Annotated in this window: 12 protein-coding genes; 5 read left to right on the top strand and 7 right to left on the bottom strand. The window is 42.1% G+C overall.

Annotated elements, in window-relative coordinates:
* Positions 1 to 174: 174 nt before the first annotated feature.
* Together QL919_RS09385 and QL919_RS09380 are read left to right on the top strand one after the other, a co-directional pair.
* Positions 175 to 1440 carry an alanine racemase gene (locus tag QL919_RS09385; protein ID WP_290189284.1) on the top strand — a complete coding sequence of 422 codons (1266 nt, stop codon included), beginning with the start codon at positions 175 to 177 and terminating at the stop codon, positions 1438 to 1440.
* Entirely contained in the window at positions 1428 to 2768 is a 1341-nt protein-coding gene (locus QL919_RS09380) for a D-arabinono-1,4-lactone oxidase (protein WP_290189283.1), read from the top strand. Before QL919_RS09385 ends, QL919_RS09380 begins: the two co-directional genes overlap by 13 nt.
* Positions 2769 to 2923: 155 nt before the next feature.
* Here QL919_RS09380 and QL919_RS09375 read toward each other — a convergent pair whose 3' ends face one another.
* From QL919_RS09375 to QL919_RS09355, 5 genes are all read right to left on the bottom strand, one after another.
* On the bottom strand, positions 2924 to 3553 hold the full coding sequence (locus QL919_RS09375) for a glutathione S-transferase (protein WP_290189282.1): 630 nt from the start codon (positions 3551 to 3553) through the stop codon (positions 2924 to 2926).
* A 50-nt stretch (positions 3554 to 3603) separates the two neighbouring features.
* Entirely contained in the window at positions 3604 to 4281 is a 678-nt protein-coding gene (locus QL919_RS09370; protein WP_290189281.1) for a type 1 glutamine amidotransferase domain-containing protein, read from the bottom strand.
* A gap of 231 nt (positions 4282 to 4512) precedes the next feature.
* Complete coding sequence (locus QL919_RS09365; RefSeq protein WP_290189280.1) at positions 4513 to 5562, bottom strand: NADP-dependent oxidoreductase; 1050 nt, start codon at positions 5560 to 5562, stop codon at positions 4513 to 4515.
* A 203-nt stretch (positions 5563 to 5765) separates the two neighbouring features.
* Entirely contained in the window at positions 5766 to 6983 is a 1218-nt protein-coding gene (locus QL919_RS09360; protein WP_290189279.1) for an iron-containing alcohol dehydrogenase, read from the bottom strand.
* Between the two features lie 394 nt (positions 6984 to 7377).
* Complete coding sequence (locus tag QL919_RS09355; protein WP_290189278.1) at positions 7378 to 7980, bottom strand: TetR/AcrR family transcriptional regulator; 603 nt, start codon at positions 7978 to 7980, stop codon at positions 7378 to 7380.
* Positions 7981 to 8440: 460 nt separating this feature from the next.
* Between QL919_RS09355 and QL919_RS09350 the strand changes: the two genes are divergently transcribed.
* Entirely contained in the window at positions 8441 to 9916 is a 1476-nt protein-coding gene (locus QL919_RS09350) for an aldehyde dehydrogenase family protein (protein ID WP_290189277.1), read from the top strand.
* 116 nt (positions 9917 to 10032) lie between these two features.
* Here QL919_RS09350 and QL919_RS09345 read toward each other — a convergent pair whose 3' ends face one another.
* Positions 10033 to 10263, bottom strand: coding sequence for a hypothetical protein (locus tag QL919_RS09345; protein WP_290189276.1), 231 nt, complete (start codon positions 10261 to 10263; stop codon positions 10033 to 10035).
* A 316-nt stretch (positions 10264 to 10579) separates the two neighbouring features.
* Here QL919_RS09345 and QL919_RS09340 point away from each other — a divergent pair, with 316 nt between their 5' ends.
* Positions 10580 to 11833, top strand: a complete 1254-nt coding sequence (locus QL919_RS09340) for an NnrS family protein (RefSeq protein WP_290189275.1) — start codon at positions 10580 to 10582, stop codon at positions 11831 to 11833.
* Between the two features lie 62 nt (positions 11834 to 11895).
* Positions 11896 to 12405 (top strand): Rrf2 family transcriptional regulator, encoded by a 510-nt coding sequence (locus QL919_RS09335; protein ID WP_290189274.1) that lies wholly within the window; start codon positions 11896 to 11898, stop codon positions 12403 to 12405.
* 150 nt (positions 12406 to 12555) lie between these two features.
* Here QL919_RS09335 and QL919_RS09330 read toward each other — a convergent pair whose 3' ends face one another.
* Positions 12556 to 13299 (bottom strand): hypothetical protein, encoded by a 744-nt coding sequence (locus QL919_RS09330; RefSeq protein WP_290189273.1) that lies wholly within the window; start codon positions 13297 to 13299, stop codon positions 12556 to 12558.
* Between the last annotated feature and the right edge of the window lie 287 nt (positions 13300 to 13586).

Genomic DNA, 13586 nt, shown 5'->3' with positions numbered 1-13586 from the left:
AAATATAGTTGGCATGAAATATCTGACAAGTGTTCTATTTTATCGGTAGGGTGCTTGACTGTCTGATACTCTCAGTTCACACTATGATGCTGATTTATGCGTGTTGAACGACCATAATGATAGAAGAGAAGAAGACACAGGACTGTGTCTAACAGCTGCTACAAGGAAAGTAACATGGATTTTGCACAAATCTCTCCACCCAAAACACCGAGTGCATGGCTTGATATGGATGCTCTTGATCATAATATTGCACTCGTCAATCAAAAGACCCAAGCCGTCAATCTACGCTTAGCCACCAAGTCTATTCGTTCCACTGATGTACTACACTATATAAAAGCGAACTCTCCTAATTTCATCGGCCTCATGTCCTATGCGGCCGACGAGTCAGTGTATCTGCTTGAGAATGGTTTTGATAATATTCTTTGCGCTTATCCAACCTTGGATATGATCAGCGTTAAAAAAACGTTTCAATATACGAAGCAGGGCGCAACCATGATTTGGATGGTTGATCGTCCTGAGCATGTAGATATGCTAAACCGAGTCGCTCAAGAAAATGAGACGGTCATTGATATCTGTCTTGATATTAATATGTCGATGCCGTTGCCAAAACTGTATTTCGGTACTAAGCGCTCCGCATTACTGAGTAAAAAAGATGTGAAAACATTGCTTAAGCATATTAAAAAATCAGCCAATGTGAATGTCTGTGCAGCGATGGGTTATGAGGCACAAATTGCTGGCTTGCCTGAGCATTTACCAGGCAAAGCACTACTGACACCTGCTATTCGTCTGTTAAAAAACCGCTCGCAAAAACAAGTCAGTCAGCGCCGTGGTTCAATTGTGAATTGGCTTAAGAAGCAAGGCTATGAGCTACAACTCGTCAATGGCGGTGGTAGCGGTAGTATGGACTTTACCTCAAGCCAGCCTGAGATTACCGAAATCACCGTAGGGTCAGCATATTATAAACCTGCATATTTTGATTATATGGACAGTATGGCGGCATTTCAGCCAGCTGCTGGCTTTGTATTACCTGTCACGCGCCAGCCTGAAAAAGGCGTGATTACTTGTCACGGTGGTGGCTTCATCGCCTCAGGTGCCATAGGAATAGATAAAGCCCCTGTTGTGCATTATCCCTCCAATTTAACTCTATTAAATGACGAAGGTTTTGGGGAAGTACAAACACCCATGATGCTTAGTAAAGTTGGCAAAAAAGCTACTAAGGGTGATAGTGATCTAAAGATTGGTGATGCTGTCTGGTGTCGACATGCCAAAGCAGGCGAACTATGTGAGCATTTTAATGAACTTATTGGTTATCGAGACGCAAGCAATCAGGTTCAGGCGACCAATAATGAGAGCAACGATGTCAATGGCAGCGTTTCTACTGGCGTGAAAGTGCTAAAAACCATGACCACTTACCGAGGAGAGGGTAAATGTTTTCATTAAGACAATGGCAAGGGAATAGTGATTGGCAAAACTGGGTGGGCTATGTCACCGCACAACCTGAGCAAAAACTCACGCCTTCCTCAGTAGAAGAATTACAAGACATTATCAAAAGTGCTCGAAAAAACAAAAAGCGCGTCAGAGTAACCGGCGCTGCGCATTCTTTTAGTGGCTGCGCCAAACCAGAAGAGATTGCTATCAGTCTGCATAATATGCGCGGGCTTATCTCAGTAGATACTGAGGCCAAGCTAGCAACGCTACATGCGGGAACCTATCTGTATGAAATCGGCGAAGCCTTAAAAGAGCATGGTCTGGCACTAGAAAATATGGGTGATGTGCAAGCACAGACCATCGCAGGCGCTGCGAGTACTGCTACGCATGGTACAGGAATTACTTTAGGGTCTATTGCCAATCAAGTAGTGGCTTGGGAGTGGGTAGATGGCAGAGGAGAGGTGCATACCCATCATCGCGGCAATCCGCAAACAGATGATTTGGGCAACGCGCTGCATGCTAGCCTTGGCATGTTGGGTATATTTACCAAGTTAACGCTGAAAGTCGTGGACCTATACGGGCTGCAAGAACGCAACGAAGTGCTTGATTTTGAAGAAGGGCTAGCAAGGTTTCATGATACTGCTCATGCTCATCGGCATTTAGAGTGGTTTTTGTTTCCAGGCACTAATAAATTACAGCAAAAAACCCTGTCAGTCGTCGCCCCAAAACCAATGAATGGCGTACAAAAAGCCAAAGACCAATTTGACAGTGTGGTGACGCTTAATGGTGCTTTTTATGTGTTGTGTGAATTGGCACGGATGAAGCCGTCACTGACCAAAAAAGTCAGTCAAATATCAGCCAACTCCATTCCCAATACCAAGCGTGAAGGGTATAGCTATGAAGTGTTTCCGACACCGCGTGGCGTGAAGTTTAACGAATCAGAGTATTTTATTAAGCTGTCAGATTTTGATGAATGTATCAGCGAGGTCAATCATATCTTATTAGCCGACAATAAAGGCTCGCACTTTCCCATTGAAGTGCGAACCCATAAGGGTGAGACTGGCATGCTAAGCCCGACTCAGGGTGAGGACTGTGCGGTATTGTCATTTCATGTGTATAAAGGCATGGAATGCGAGCCTTTGTTTAAATGGCTGTATGAATATATGAAAAAATGGGAGGGTCGCCCGCACTGGGGTAAAGTGAATAAACTCAGTCATGTTGAGCTACAAAACCTATATCCTAAACTCAATCGGTTTTTAGAGATTCGTAGTGAGTACGATCCTGATAATGTATTTATGAATAGTTGGCTTGAGCAGAAATTTTTAAATCGTAGCCTTTAGGTTCTCCAAAGCCACAGGCAATATAATTCTATTACGCACACAAAAAAACAGCTCTTATTAGAGCTGTTTTTGATTTAACAATTAGTTAGCACTGATATTGACCTACGCTATAATGCTAAGGTGTTATACAAGAAAAGGCGTTATGCAAACAACCACTAAATAGACTGGTCATAATTTGCTTCCAAGCGCATACTGCGCTGGTAACTATCAAGACTGGTCAATTGCAGCGCATATTGTTTGATATGCGGATAATCTTCCAATGCTTCACGCTTCGCCAGCATAATCAAATCAAACGACAGCATAAAGTCAGCACCACTTAGTCTGTTGCCAACGATAAATGACTTACCTTCGACTTCATCGTTTAGATAGCTCAACAGTCTGTGCTTTTCTGCACCGATATAACCATCTAAAAACTCGTTATCAGCAACGCCTGCTTTTTTGGTAAAGAGCTCAAGCAGTAACGGCAACATCAGTGAGCTCTCAGCGAAATGAATCCACTGTAAGTAATAGCCATAATCACTACTGTCTATCGCAGGACGCAAGCGTTCAGGTGCAAAGCGTTCAATCAATAGTTCAGTGATTGCGCCTGACTCAGAATATAGCTGACCATCCATTTCGATAACCGGAGATTTACCGAGTGGATGTACAGCTTTTAGACTGTCTGGTGCTAGATGGGTTTTGGCATCACGTTGGTGACTAGTGATTTCATAAGCGATACCCAGTTCTTCTAACAGCCAAAGCGTACGTAGCGAACGAGATTGATTAAGGTGATGTAAGCGAATCATGATGTTGCCTTTTTTGCGTGGTCTATTATGGTAGTCATTGATCGAAGCTATTAGCCTTTAAGCTTAGCAATCAAACGTTTGGCTGCTTCTTCTGATGAGGCTGGGTTTTGACCGGTAATCAACAAACCATCTTCGACCACAAACGATTCCCAATCAGCAGCTTTTTCGTAGTTGCCGCCATTGGCTATCAGTACATTTTCTACTAAGAATGGCACGACATCGGTAAGGCCAACCGCTTCTTCTTCAGTGTTGGTAAAGCCAGTCACAGTTTTGCCCTTCACTAAATACTCGCCATCGATCTTGACATTTTTAAGGGCGGCAGGAGAGTGACAAACAAAAGCAACAGGCTTATCTTGCTTGACGAAAGTCTCAATCAAATTGATAGAGTTTTTATCGACTGCCAAATCCCATAATGGGCCGTGACCACCAGGATAGAATACTGAGTCAAAATCTTCCACTTTCATATCAGCAAGTTTCTTGGTGTTAGCAAGATGCTTTTGCGCATCGCTGTCTTCTTTAAAACGCTTGGTGTCTTTCGTTTGTGCATCTTCAGTATCGCTACTAGGATCAAGTGGTGGCTGACCGCCAGCAGGAGAGGCAAGGGTCACATTAACACCAGCATCAAGAAAAGCATAGTAAGGCGCCGCGAATTCTTCTAGCCAAAAGCCAGTTTTTTTACCAGTATTGCCCAATTTATCATGTGAGGTTAGTACCATTAAAATATTCATAGTTGTCCTTTTTTATTAGAGTGGTTTTTAAATGATTGATGGTTAGCAGTCATGCTTAATCAATTGAGCTTAGAGTTCTTTGTATTAATAATTAATAATGGCTGCTAACAGCATCTTTTTATTCATATAACAGTATTCATAATAAAGATATCATTTTCAGTGGTTGTCTTAACAAATTATGTTGTTAAGTCGTTATTTATCACTTACTTGAATTTCGTCAAAAAATACTGATTATTTAACATCAGCCACTTTAACCACTGTTTTACCGAAGTTATCGCCATTTAGCATACGAACAAAGGCATTTGGTGCATCGTCTAAGCCTTCAGCGATGGATTCTTTGGTTTTCACGTCACCTGATTCTACCCATTTGCTCATGGTTTTGAGGAACTCTGGGAAATGATCGCCATACTCTTCAAAGATGATAAAGCCTTTGATGGTTAGACGGTTGGCCAATACTTGACCCATTAATACACTCAAACGGTCTTTACCATCAGGCAGTTCAGTCGCGTTGTATTGAGAGACCAGACCGCACACTGGAATACGTGCATGAGCATTTAATAATGGCATGACCGCGTCAAATACTTTACCGCCGACGTTTTCGTAATAGATATCGATACCATCTGGGCAAGCAGCTTTTAATTGTTCAGCAAAGTCGTCCGCTTTATGGTCAATACAAACATCAAAGCCTAGCTCATTAACAGCGAAGTCGCATTTTTCTTTACCACCTGCGATACCAACGGTGCGTACGCCATATTGATTACCAACTTGACCAACCGTTGCGCCAACAGGACCGGTTGCAGCAGCGACGACCAGCGTCTCACCTTTTTGTGGTTTACCGATATCAGTCAACCCCATATAACCGGTAAAGCCAGGCATACCCAATACGCCTAAGCCATAAGAAGGGTTTGGCATATCTTTATCTAATTTCAGCACGCCTATCCCATCACTGAGGCTATAATCCTGCCAGCCTGAATTTGATACCACCAAGTCACCGACGGCAAATTTATCAAGATTAGATTCAACGACTTGAGCAACTGTTGCGCCCATCATCACATCACCAACTTCTAAGGGATCGGCATAGCTTTTTGCATCGCTCATACGTCCACGCATGTACGGGTCTAGTGATAAATAGACAGTACGTAATAGCATTTCGTTGTCATTTGGCGTTGGGATATCGCTGGTGGTCATGTCAAAGTTTTCAGATGTTGGTTCACCGTGAGGGCGACTGGCCAATTTAATTTGACGGTTTATTTTTTGATTTTGTTGTTTATCAAAGCTCATTTTAATAATCCTTATTTTATTTATTGATTTAAGGTTTTAAAGTATAGTTTTGGTTTTAGAGTATAGGTTTTAAAGTTAGCAGTCACTCAACAGTGAATGGCTACTAATAATAAAAAAATAAGCAAAGCTGCTGTTTTATATAAAGTTATTATTTTTATGGGCTTATATTCTCAGATTACAGCTTCTAAAAGACTCTACTACTATCAAGCCACACTGGTTAACGAACGCTCTAAGATACGACGTGATACTTCTAAGTCATTGTTACCGTGCTCGCCCAGTTTTACCATGTTATGCGCTTCAAGTTGCTTGATAATTGGGTCAATCGCTGACTCATCTAATTCAGCATCTGCTAAGCTGACTGGTAGGCCAAGGCTACGGAAGAAGTTCTCAGTCTTAACGATAGCAGTCTCAATGATGCTGTCGTCGTCTTGTTTTGTATCAGTATTGCTATCGATAGCCCAAACGTTACGGGCATATTGAAGCAACTTGTCTTTTTTGCTTTCTTTGAGCTCACGCATTACCGATGGCAATAGAATGGTAAGCGTACGGGCATGGTCAATGCTATGTAATGACGTTAATTCATGACCAACCATGTGTGTCGTCCAATCTTGTGGTACACCAGTGCCAATCAGGCCATTAAGAGCCATGGTAGCTGTCCACATAATGTTCTTACGTGTTTCTAAATTCTCTGGGTCAGCTTTAACCGCTGCGCCTTCTTCAATCAAAATCTTAAGTAAGCTCTCAGCGAAGGCATCTTGTACTTTCGCATTGACTGGGTAAGTCAGGTATTGTTCCATCACGTGGACAAAGGCATCCGCAACACCATTCATTACCTGACGTTCAGGCAAAGTTAGCGTCTTAGTAGGATCCAAAATTGAGAATTTAGGGAAGGCGAGTGGGTTACCAAAGGGTAGTTTTGCTTGACGTTCGCTGTGGTTGACCACGCCGCCGGAATTCATCTCTGAACCTGTTGCTGGAATAGTCAGTACTGCGCCCAAATCAATTGCAGAGTCTATACTTCTGGTATAGCTGGTTAGCGCATCCCATGCTTTATCACGTGAAACTGAGCCATCTTGTTCAGTGAGTGACGATACGAGTGCGACAAATTTACTACCATCAATGACTGAACCACCGCCAACGGCTAATAAGAAATCAATATTATGCTCATTAACCATATCAGCAGCTTTAAGCAAAGTATTGAACTCAGGGTTTGGCTCAATACCGCCAAACTCAAAGACTTCGCGGCTACCACTTGCTGCTAGTGCAGTTCTAACTTCATCTAAAGTACCTGTACGTTCAGCCGAACCGCCACCATAAGTAATGAGCACTTTTGCATCGCTAGGTACTAAATCTGATAGCTGTGCGATTTGACCTTCACCGAAGACGATACGTACTGGATTGTAATATTGAAAGTTTTTCATAAAGTTCCTAAAATCTATTGAATGCTACTGAGTATATGAGTTGTAAACGGACTGAAAATTATCAAGTTCGCTTTTGTGTATGTGGGCATTGTACATTAATTAGACCGGTCGTCTAGAGCTATTTACAAAAATCTCGTATATTTATAGTTTATGCGAAACCGAGTATAAAAACGAGAAGGCGAAAACCTTCGTGCAGAAATTATTGTGAAACCCTGATAGCACATATGCTGTTAAGCGCTACTTGATTATTTTGAGAATGGCTTAGGTGGAGCCAAAGTTAGGTGACCGGAGACAAATAAAAAAAGATGTCTAAAAGATAGTAAGTCTTAAAAATACTTTTACAAAATCAAGTTAAGTAGAAAAAAGAGCTAGGTATAGAGGCAAAAAGCCGCTACTAGCGGCCCATCTCAGTAGTCGTCATCTGCCATACTTCTGCAAGTGGCGTATTGGTTTGACTGATTTTAGCAATCAAACTGGCACCAAGCCATGCAAAGTACCAACGTTTCGCCATGCTTTCTGCAGCGATATTATCAGGTTGCGGTACTGAATTATCTGACCAGCCAGCTTTGATTTGTTCGGCGAGCCATGTAATGATTTGTTGATAACCGGCATTTAAAGCGATACGCATCGGCTCTGACATGTCAGCAACCTCAGCACTGAGCTTGACGACTAAGCACTTCTCATGATCACAGCCATTTTGCTGAGTGTCATACCAGCCTTGGAAGTAGTCATAGAGCTTTTGCTGAGAACTGACGTCTTGTGCGCCAATAGTCTCTAGTCGCATTTTATAATTTTCAAAATAATGCGTGATAATGGCTTCGCCAAAGGCTTCTTTTGACGCAAAGTAGTGATAAAAAGAGCCTTTTGGAATACCTGCTGTGTCTAAAATTTGTTTGATGCCAACAGCGGTAAAGCCCTTTTTAGCAATAAGCTGATAGCCTACTTCTAAAAGATGGGTCTTGGTATCAGGTGGAATTGTGGTTGCATTAGCAGACATAATAGTAATGCCCTCCTAGTCTTTTATTGTTTATTAAAATAAGTGATGTATGGTTAAAACATAATAATTAGCAGTGATTACAAATCATTAATAATTATTGATGAGTGCTAATCATAAGTGTGAATTTGAGTCAAAGCCATTGCGTGCACATCTATACTTTTAAGAACGACTCTTTATATAAAGGGTCGTTCTTAAAAATATAGATGGCTAGGTTATGACGTTACGTTTTATCAACAATGTTTAAGGCCGAAGCAGTCTTGTTTTATCTACCGTCTATGTTACCATTAGACCAGTCGTCTAGCAAGCTTGGTTTCTAACTTAATAGCTTTATCGTCTATATAAGGTATATAGTCTAGAATCTTGCTAGCGCTTTTTTATGATTTTCGCAAAATATTTTATAAAGAATAATTTTAACTAACATCACACTAACAATTATCACAACTAATTAAGGATAGTAGTTATGACAACCAATAACAATGCCTATAGCGACTTTCATTTGCAGTATATTGCAGGTGAGTGGCAGAGCGGACAAGATGACAGCATCAATACTAATGTCAATCCATATAATGGCGACACGCTGGTCGAGATTAAACAGGCTACCAGTAAGCAGCTTGATGAAGCCTATCAAGCGGCAAATGCGGCACAAAAAGAATGGGCGCAAAAGACGCCAGCCGAGCGCGCCGGTTTAATGTATAACGTCGTCAATGTCTTAGATCAGCGTCAAGACGAGATTGTCGATTGGCTCATTAAGGAGTCGGGCAGTACGCGTATCAAAGCAATGGTGGAGTTCGGTAGTGCGCGTGCGATTACACTTGAAGCTGCAAGCTTTCCTAACCGCGTCCATGGTGAGATTCGCGTGTCAAACACGCCTGGCAAAGAAAACTTCGTTTACCGTGAGCCAATCGGTGTCGTAGCCGTTATTAGCCCATGGAACTTTCCGCTACATCTTACCCAGCGTTCTATCGCGCCTGCATTAGCACTTGGTAACGCGGTCGTACTCAAGCCTGCAAGTGACACACCTATTACCGGTGGTTTGTTGTTAGCAAAAGTATTCGAAGAAGCGGGTCTGCCAAAAGGACTGCTCAACGTCGTCGTTGGTGCTGGTAGTGAAATAGGGGACGCCATCGTCACTCATGATATTCCAAGCTTTGTATCATTTACCGGTTCAACTTCAGTCGGTAAACATATTGGCGAGCTGGCCAATGGAGGCGACTACATCAAGCAAGTTGCGCTTGAGCTCGGCGGTAATAGTCCATTTGTGGTATTAAAAGACGCGGATATTGAGCAAGCGGTAAAAGCCGCAGCCTTTGGTAAGTTCCTGCATCAAGGTCAAATCTGTCTCGCTATCAACCGTATTATCGTTGAAGACAAGATTTATGATGACTTCGTAGAGCGCTTCTTAGCTCATGTTAAAACCTTAAACGTCGGTGATCCGAACAAGCAAGATACGGCAGTCGGTCCAATCATTAATGAAAAACAAGTCAAATCGCTGAAAGAAAAAATCGCTAAAGCACAGGAAGAAGGTGCCAAAATGATTTTGAGTGGTGAGATAAAAGGTCAGGTAGTACCGCCGCACATCTTTACTGAAGTCACTCGTGAGATGGATTTGTCACGTAATGAGGTGTTCGGACCATTAGTCGGTATCATCCGTGCCAAAGATGAGAATGATGCGTTATCGATAGCCAATGACTCCATGTACGGTCTATCTAGTGCGGTATTTACAGCAGATATGCAAAAAGGTCTGCGCTTTGCTCGTGGTATCAGAGCGGGCATGACCCATATTAATGATATCTCAGTGAACGATGAGAGCAATATGCCATTTGGTGGCGAGAAAAACTCAGGTATTGGTCGCTTTAATGGTGAGTGGATACTTGAAGAATTTACCAGAACGCATTGGATATCAATGCAAAACGAACCGCGTCAATATCCGTTCTAATTGAGCCGTTTTAATAATACTAAACTTAATTAACACGTATGAAAAAGACCGCTTTTATAGCGGTCTTTTTTTGTGAGCGTCACATGTCATTGTGGATTGCTTTATCTAAAAATATGCTATCGAGAATGAAAACCTAGCAAAGCTTCAATTTCTTCAATAGTCATATTTCTAACGAGCGCTTGCTCTTCTACCGACAAACGATTGGTATGTTCTTTTATCATCGTATGGATGATACGAGAGATTTCAGAGGTCGTTGCATAATACATTTGGGGCTGTTCTTTGGTAAGCGTCATCAAAAACTTATTAACGATTTTGCGCTTTTCTTCCGGTGTATTTTCTTCAGTCATAGTATTCTCCTAGAAGTGAACCATTTAAGCAGTGGAGATCGTGACAGTCAATGAGGCGAGTGTAATGTAAGTGATATAGTCAGTGAAAAGTAATATCGATACATCACACGCTGCTGATATCAACTTTTCTTGCTTGCTGTGCCTGCGCAGACAGAGGCTACAAAAATTGATATCAGCAATACCGTAGCGTTTTTAGGATGTTTTTACTATAAGTGATGAATGAGTAGTAATGTTTACGGCTATCCATTGTATAGTTTATAACATTCATTTAAAATGAACTTTAATATCTATTCTTTAAAACTCTAAGAAGACGGTCATGCAATCTATCAACTTACCTAGCAAGCCACCAAGCTCTCCGCACCCTATTCTTAATTTAAGTTTTCGCATATTTTTTAGTGCAGCGGCAGTATTTGCGGTAGCGATGATGGTGCTGTGGTCATTTGTGTTTACTGGACATACTGATATCGATGCGCAGGTTTTAAATCCGTTGTACTGGCACGGCCATGAAATGATTTATGGTTACGCCTTGGCGGTGGTCGCGGGGTTTTTACTGACAGCGGTAAAGACATGGACAGGGGTGATGATGCCGCATGGCTACAAGCTGCTAGGCATTTTTAGCTACTGGTTGCTGGCACGTCTTAGCTGGCTCGCCTTTGGGCTGGGTATGACGATTGCGGGTAGCAGTATATCGTTGTTATATGCTGCCGCAGTGTTTGATTTACTGTTTATCGGTTCGATGGCTTTTGTGATCTTTCGAGCAGTATTGCAAGTAAAGCAATATAAGCAGATGGGTATTTTAGCGAAGCTGGCGCTATTAACGTTGGGCAACGGATTGTGTTACTGGGGGATTATCAACGCAGACATGAGTACGACCAGAGTAGGTATCTACTTGGGTTTTTACTTAATTATCGGCTTGGTATTGACCATTGGCAGGCGAGTGGTGCCATTCTTTATTGAAAGGGGCCTTAGCGTGACTAATGCTGAAGGCGTTAAAGAAATTGTCACCCTACGTAATAGCAAAGTGCAAGATGCCGCCAGCCTATTGTTCTTTTTGGCCTTTTTTATTGTTGATTTGTTTTATCCTAACAAGTACTTGCTTACCGTTACCGCGCTTGGGGTGGCAGTGGTCAATATCGTGCGCCTAAAAGGTTGGTATCATCGCGGTATTTGGCAAAAGCCATTGTTATGGTCGCTATATATTGCTTTTTTAGGTATGTGTTTGAGCTTCTTGTTGTATGCGCTACAGCCATGGCTCGGTTACGCGCATAGTATTGCTATGCATGGGCTAGCGATTGCAGGTGTCGGTATGATGACGGTGGCGATGATGACGCGGGTATCACTTGGGCATACGGGACGCAGTATTCATCAACCACCCAAGAGCGTGAATGTGATGTATGTCTTGATGGTGCTGGTATTTTTTAGTCGGGTATTGTTACCGCTCGTTGATATGAGTCATTATATATTATGGATTATGATTGCTCAAGGTGCGTGGATTGCTTGCTTTGTGCTATTTTGCATGAGCTATCTGCCGATGCTCGCACGTCCTAGACCCGATGGTTTATTTGGGTGATATAATTAAGGTTTAGAGAGATAAGTCTTTAAATAATTTGAATGAAACAGGGGCGCAAATTTATGCGACTGACCAATTATAGTGATTATGCACTGCGCTCGTTGATTTACTTAGCAGTAAGGCCAGAGCCACAAGTGCTTGCCAATATCAGTGATATCGCTAGCAGCTATAATATATCCAAAAGTCATTTGACCAAGATTATTCATCAATTAGGTCAGCTTGGTTATATAGAGAGTGTGCGCGGTAAGAACGGCGGTATTCGGCTGGCTTACGCGCCTAAAGACATTAATTTGGGTGTATTGATTAAACAGATAGAGCCTGATTTTGATTTGGTCGAGTGCTTTGCCACGCCAGTCAGCAGTGATGATAGAGAGCCACGTTCGACAGGTTTGCCAATCACCCTTATCAATGAAGAAGCCGATAAATCTGTCGGCTGTGTGATTACACCAGTATGCCAACTCAAGGGTGTGTTTTTTGAGGCATTAACGGCATTTATTACTGTCCTTGAAAAATATACCTTGGCAGATATTATTAAGAATGAAGACGAACTGGCAACGCTATTGTTCCACTAATGTCTTATGTTTCGCTAATGTCTTATGTTTCGCTAATGGCTTCAACAGCGGATTAAAGAATAGTATTACAAAAAAAGGGAGCTACCATCTGGAAGCTCCTTTTTTCAACTTGCATTCTACGTCCAAAACCACGTCAAGAAAGGCCCTAAATTAAGCGTTTTCTAGCTTTGGGCGTACCTTATTAATGGCTTTCAATAGTGCCTTTTTAAACTCGCCTTCTTCAAATTTGACTAAGTAAGAGTGTGCGGCACAAAAGTTGCGAACATCCCAATCTTGCGCTATTTTCGTCGCCCAATCACAGTATTCTTTACCGGCGTTCGGCTCATTTTTCAGTGCTTTCTTAGTGGTAGGGTGTAGTATCAGCTCAGGAAGTACCACTTCTAGCAGCTTCATCGGTGGACTCATAAAGGTATCATCAACGTGTAGGCTCTTGCTAGCAGGATGATAGGCCAACAAAGAACCGGCATGAATCATCTCATTGGGCGAGATATAATGAATACCTTCTGACATAGAGAACTTGAGCTCAGGGTAGCGCTGAGCTACCGCTTCACTCTCGACTAAGTCATCTGCCCATTGCACTTCTGAGACTTGTTTATGATGACGGCTGCTGCCATAAAAAGTCGCTTGTGGGAAATCTTTTGCCATTTGCGCACAGCTGATAGTGTGAAACGGGTGCACATTCAGGACGGCTTCGACATCTTTTCCGTTATTGGTCAATGCCATAATCTCATCGCGCACTTCACCTGTGAGCTCATAGCTGTCTAAAAAAATAAACTTGCCTGACTCGAGTCGTACAAGCGAGCACTGAGTGCCGATATCGAGCACACCGCCTAGACGGAATGAGCCGCGTATATTCCAAAATCCTGCACCTAAATCATGAATTTTATCTGACATTTATACTTATCCTTAATAGTTGTTTCTGAGTTTTTTAGGGTGTACCCTCATTTTGAAAATGGTGATAAAAATGAGATGAATTGCAGCCAAACTGCAATAAAAAATGAGGTGTGTTTAGCCCACTTAAAGTTTGATGTTCAGAGTAAGGGCACACCTTAATTAATAATGCTAATAAATAGCCAATACCTGATGATTATGGTTATTCGAGCTTGCAAAGTCTGTAATAAATTAGATATAAGCAATGTAGATGTGTAAATTTGACAGCGATTATTTATAGGAATGTTATT

It is taken from the genome of Psychrobacter sp. APC 3426 (genome assembly GCF_030408035.1).
Taxonomy (GTDB): Bacteria; Pseudomonadota; Gammaproteobacteria; order Pseudomonadales; family Moraxellaceae; genus Psychrobacter.
The sequence above is the reverse complement of the archived record's forward strand: the minus strand, read 5'-3'. Positions and strand labels throughout refer to the sequence as shown.

Excerpts from the sequence above, each read along its gene's own strand:
- QL919_RS09330 (WP_290189273.1), bottom strand. The coding sequence starts at position 13,299 with ATGTCAGATAAAATTCATGATTTAGGTGCAGGATTTTGGAATATACGC.
- QL919_RS09345 (WP_290189276.1), bottom strand. The coding sequence starts at position 10,263 with ATGACTGAAGAAAATACACCGGAAGAAAAGCGCAAAATCGTTAATAAG.
- QL919_RS09380 (WP_290189283.1), top strand. The coding sequence starts at position 1,428 with ATGTTTTCATTAAGACAATGGCAAGGGAATAGTGATTGGCAAAACTGG.
- QL919_RS09355 (WP_290189278.1), bottom strand. The coding sequence starts at position 7,980 with ATGTCTGCTAATGCAACCACAATTCCACCTGATACCAAGACCCATCTT.
- QL919_RS09385 (WP_290189284.1), top strand. The coding sequence starts at position 175 with ATGGATTTTGCACAAATCTCTCCACCCAAAACACCGAGTGCATGGCTT.
- QL919_RS09370 (WP_290189281.1), bottom strand. The coding sequence starts at position 4,281 with ATGAATATTTTAATGGTACTAACCTCACATGATAAATTGGGCAATACT.
- QL919_RS09365 (WP_290189280.1), bottom strand. The coding sequence starts at position 5,562 with ATGAGCTTTGATAAACAACAAAATCAAAAAATAAACCGTCAAATTAAA.
- QL919_RS09360 (WP_290189279.1), bottom strand. The coding sequence starts at position 6,983 with ATGAAAAACTTTCAATATTACAATCCAGTACGTATCGTCTTCGGTGAA.
- QL919_RS09350 (WP_290189277.1), top strand. The coding sequence starts at position 8,441 with ATGACAACCAATAACAATGCCTATAGCGACTTTCATTTGCAGTATATT.
- QL919_RS09340 (WP_290189275.1), top strand. The coding sequence starts at position 10,580 with ATGCAATCTATCAACTTACCTAGCAAGCCACCAAGCTCTCCGCACCCT.
- QL919_RS09335 (WP_290189274.1), top strand. The coding sequence starts at position 11,896 with ATGCGACTGACCAATTATAGTGATTATGCACTGCGCTCGTTGATTTAC.
- QL919_RS09375 (WP_290189282.1), bottom strand. The coding sequence starts at position 3,553 with ATGATTCGCTTACATCACCTTAATCAATCTCGTTCGCTACGTACGCTT.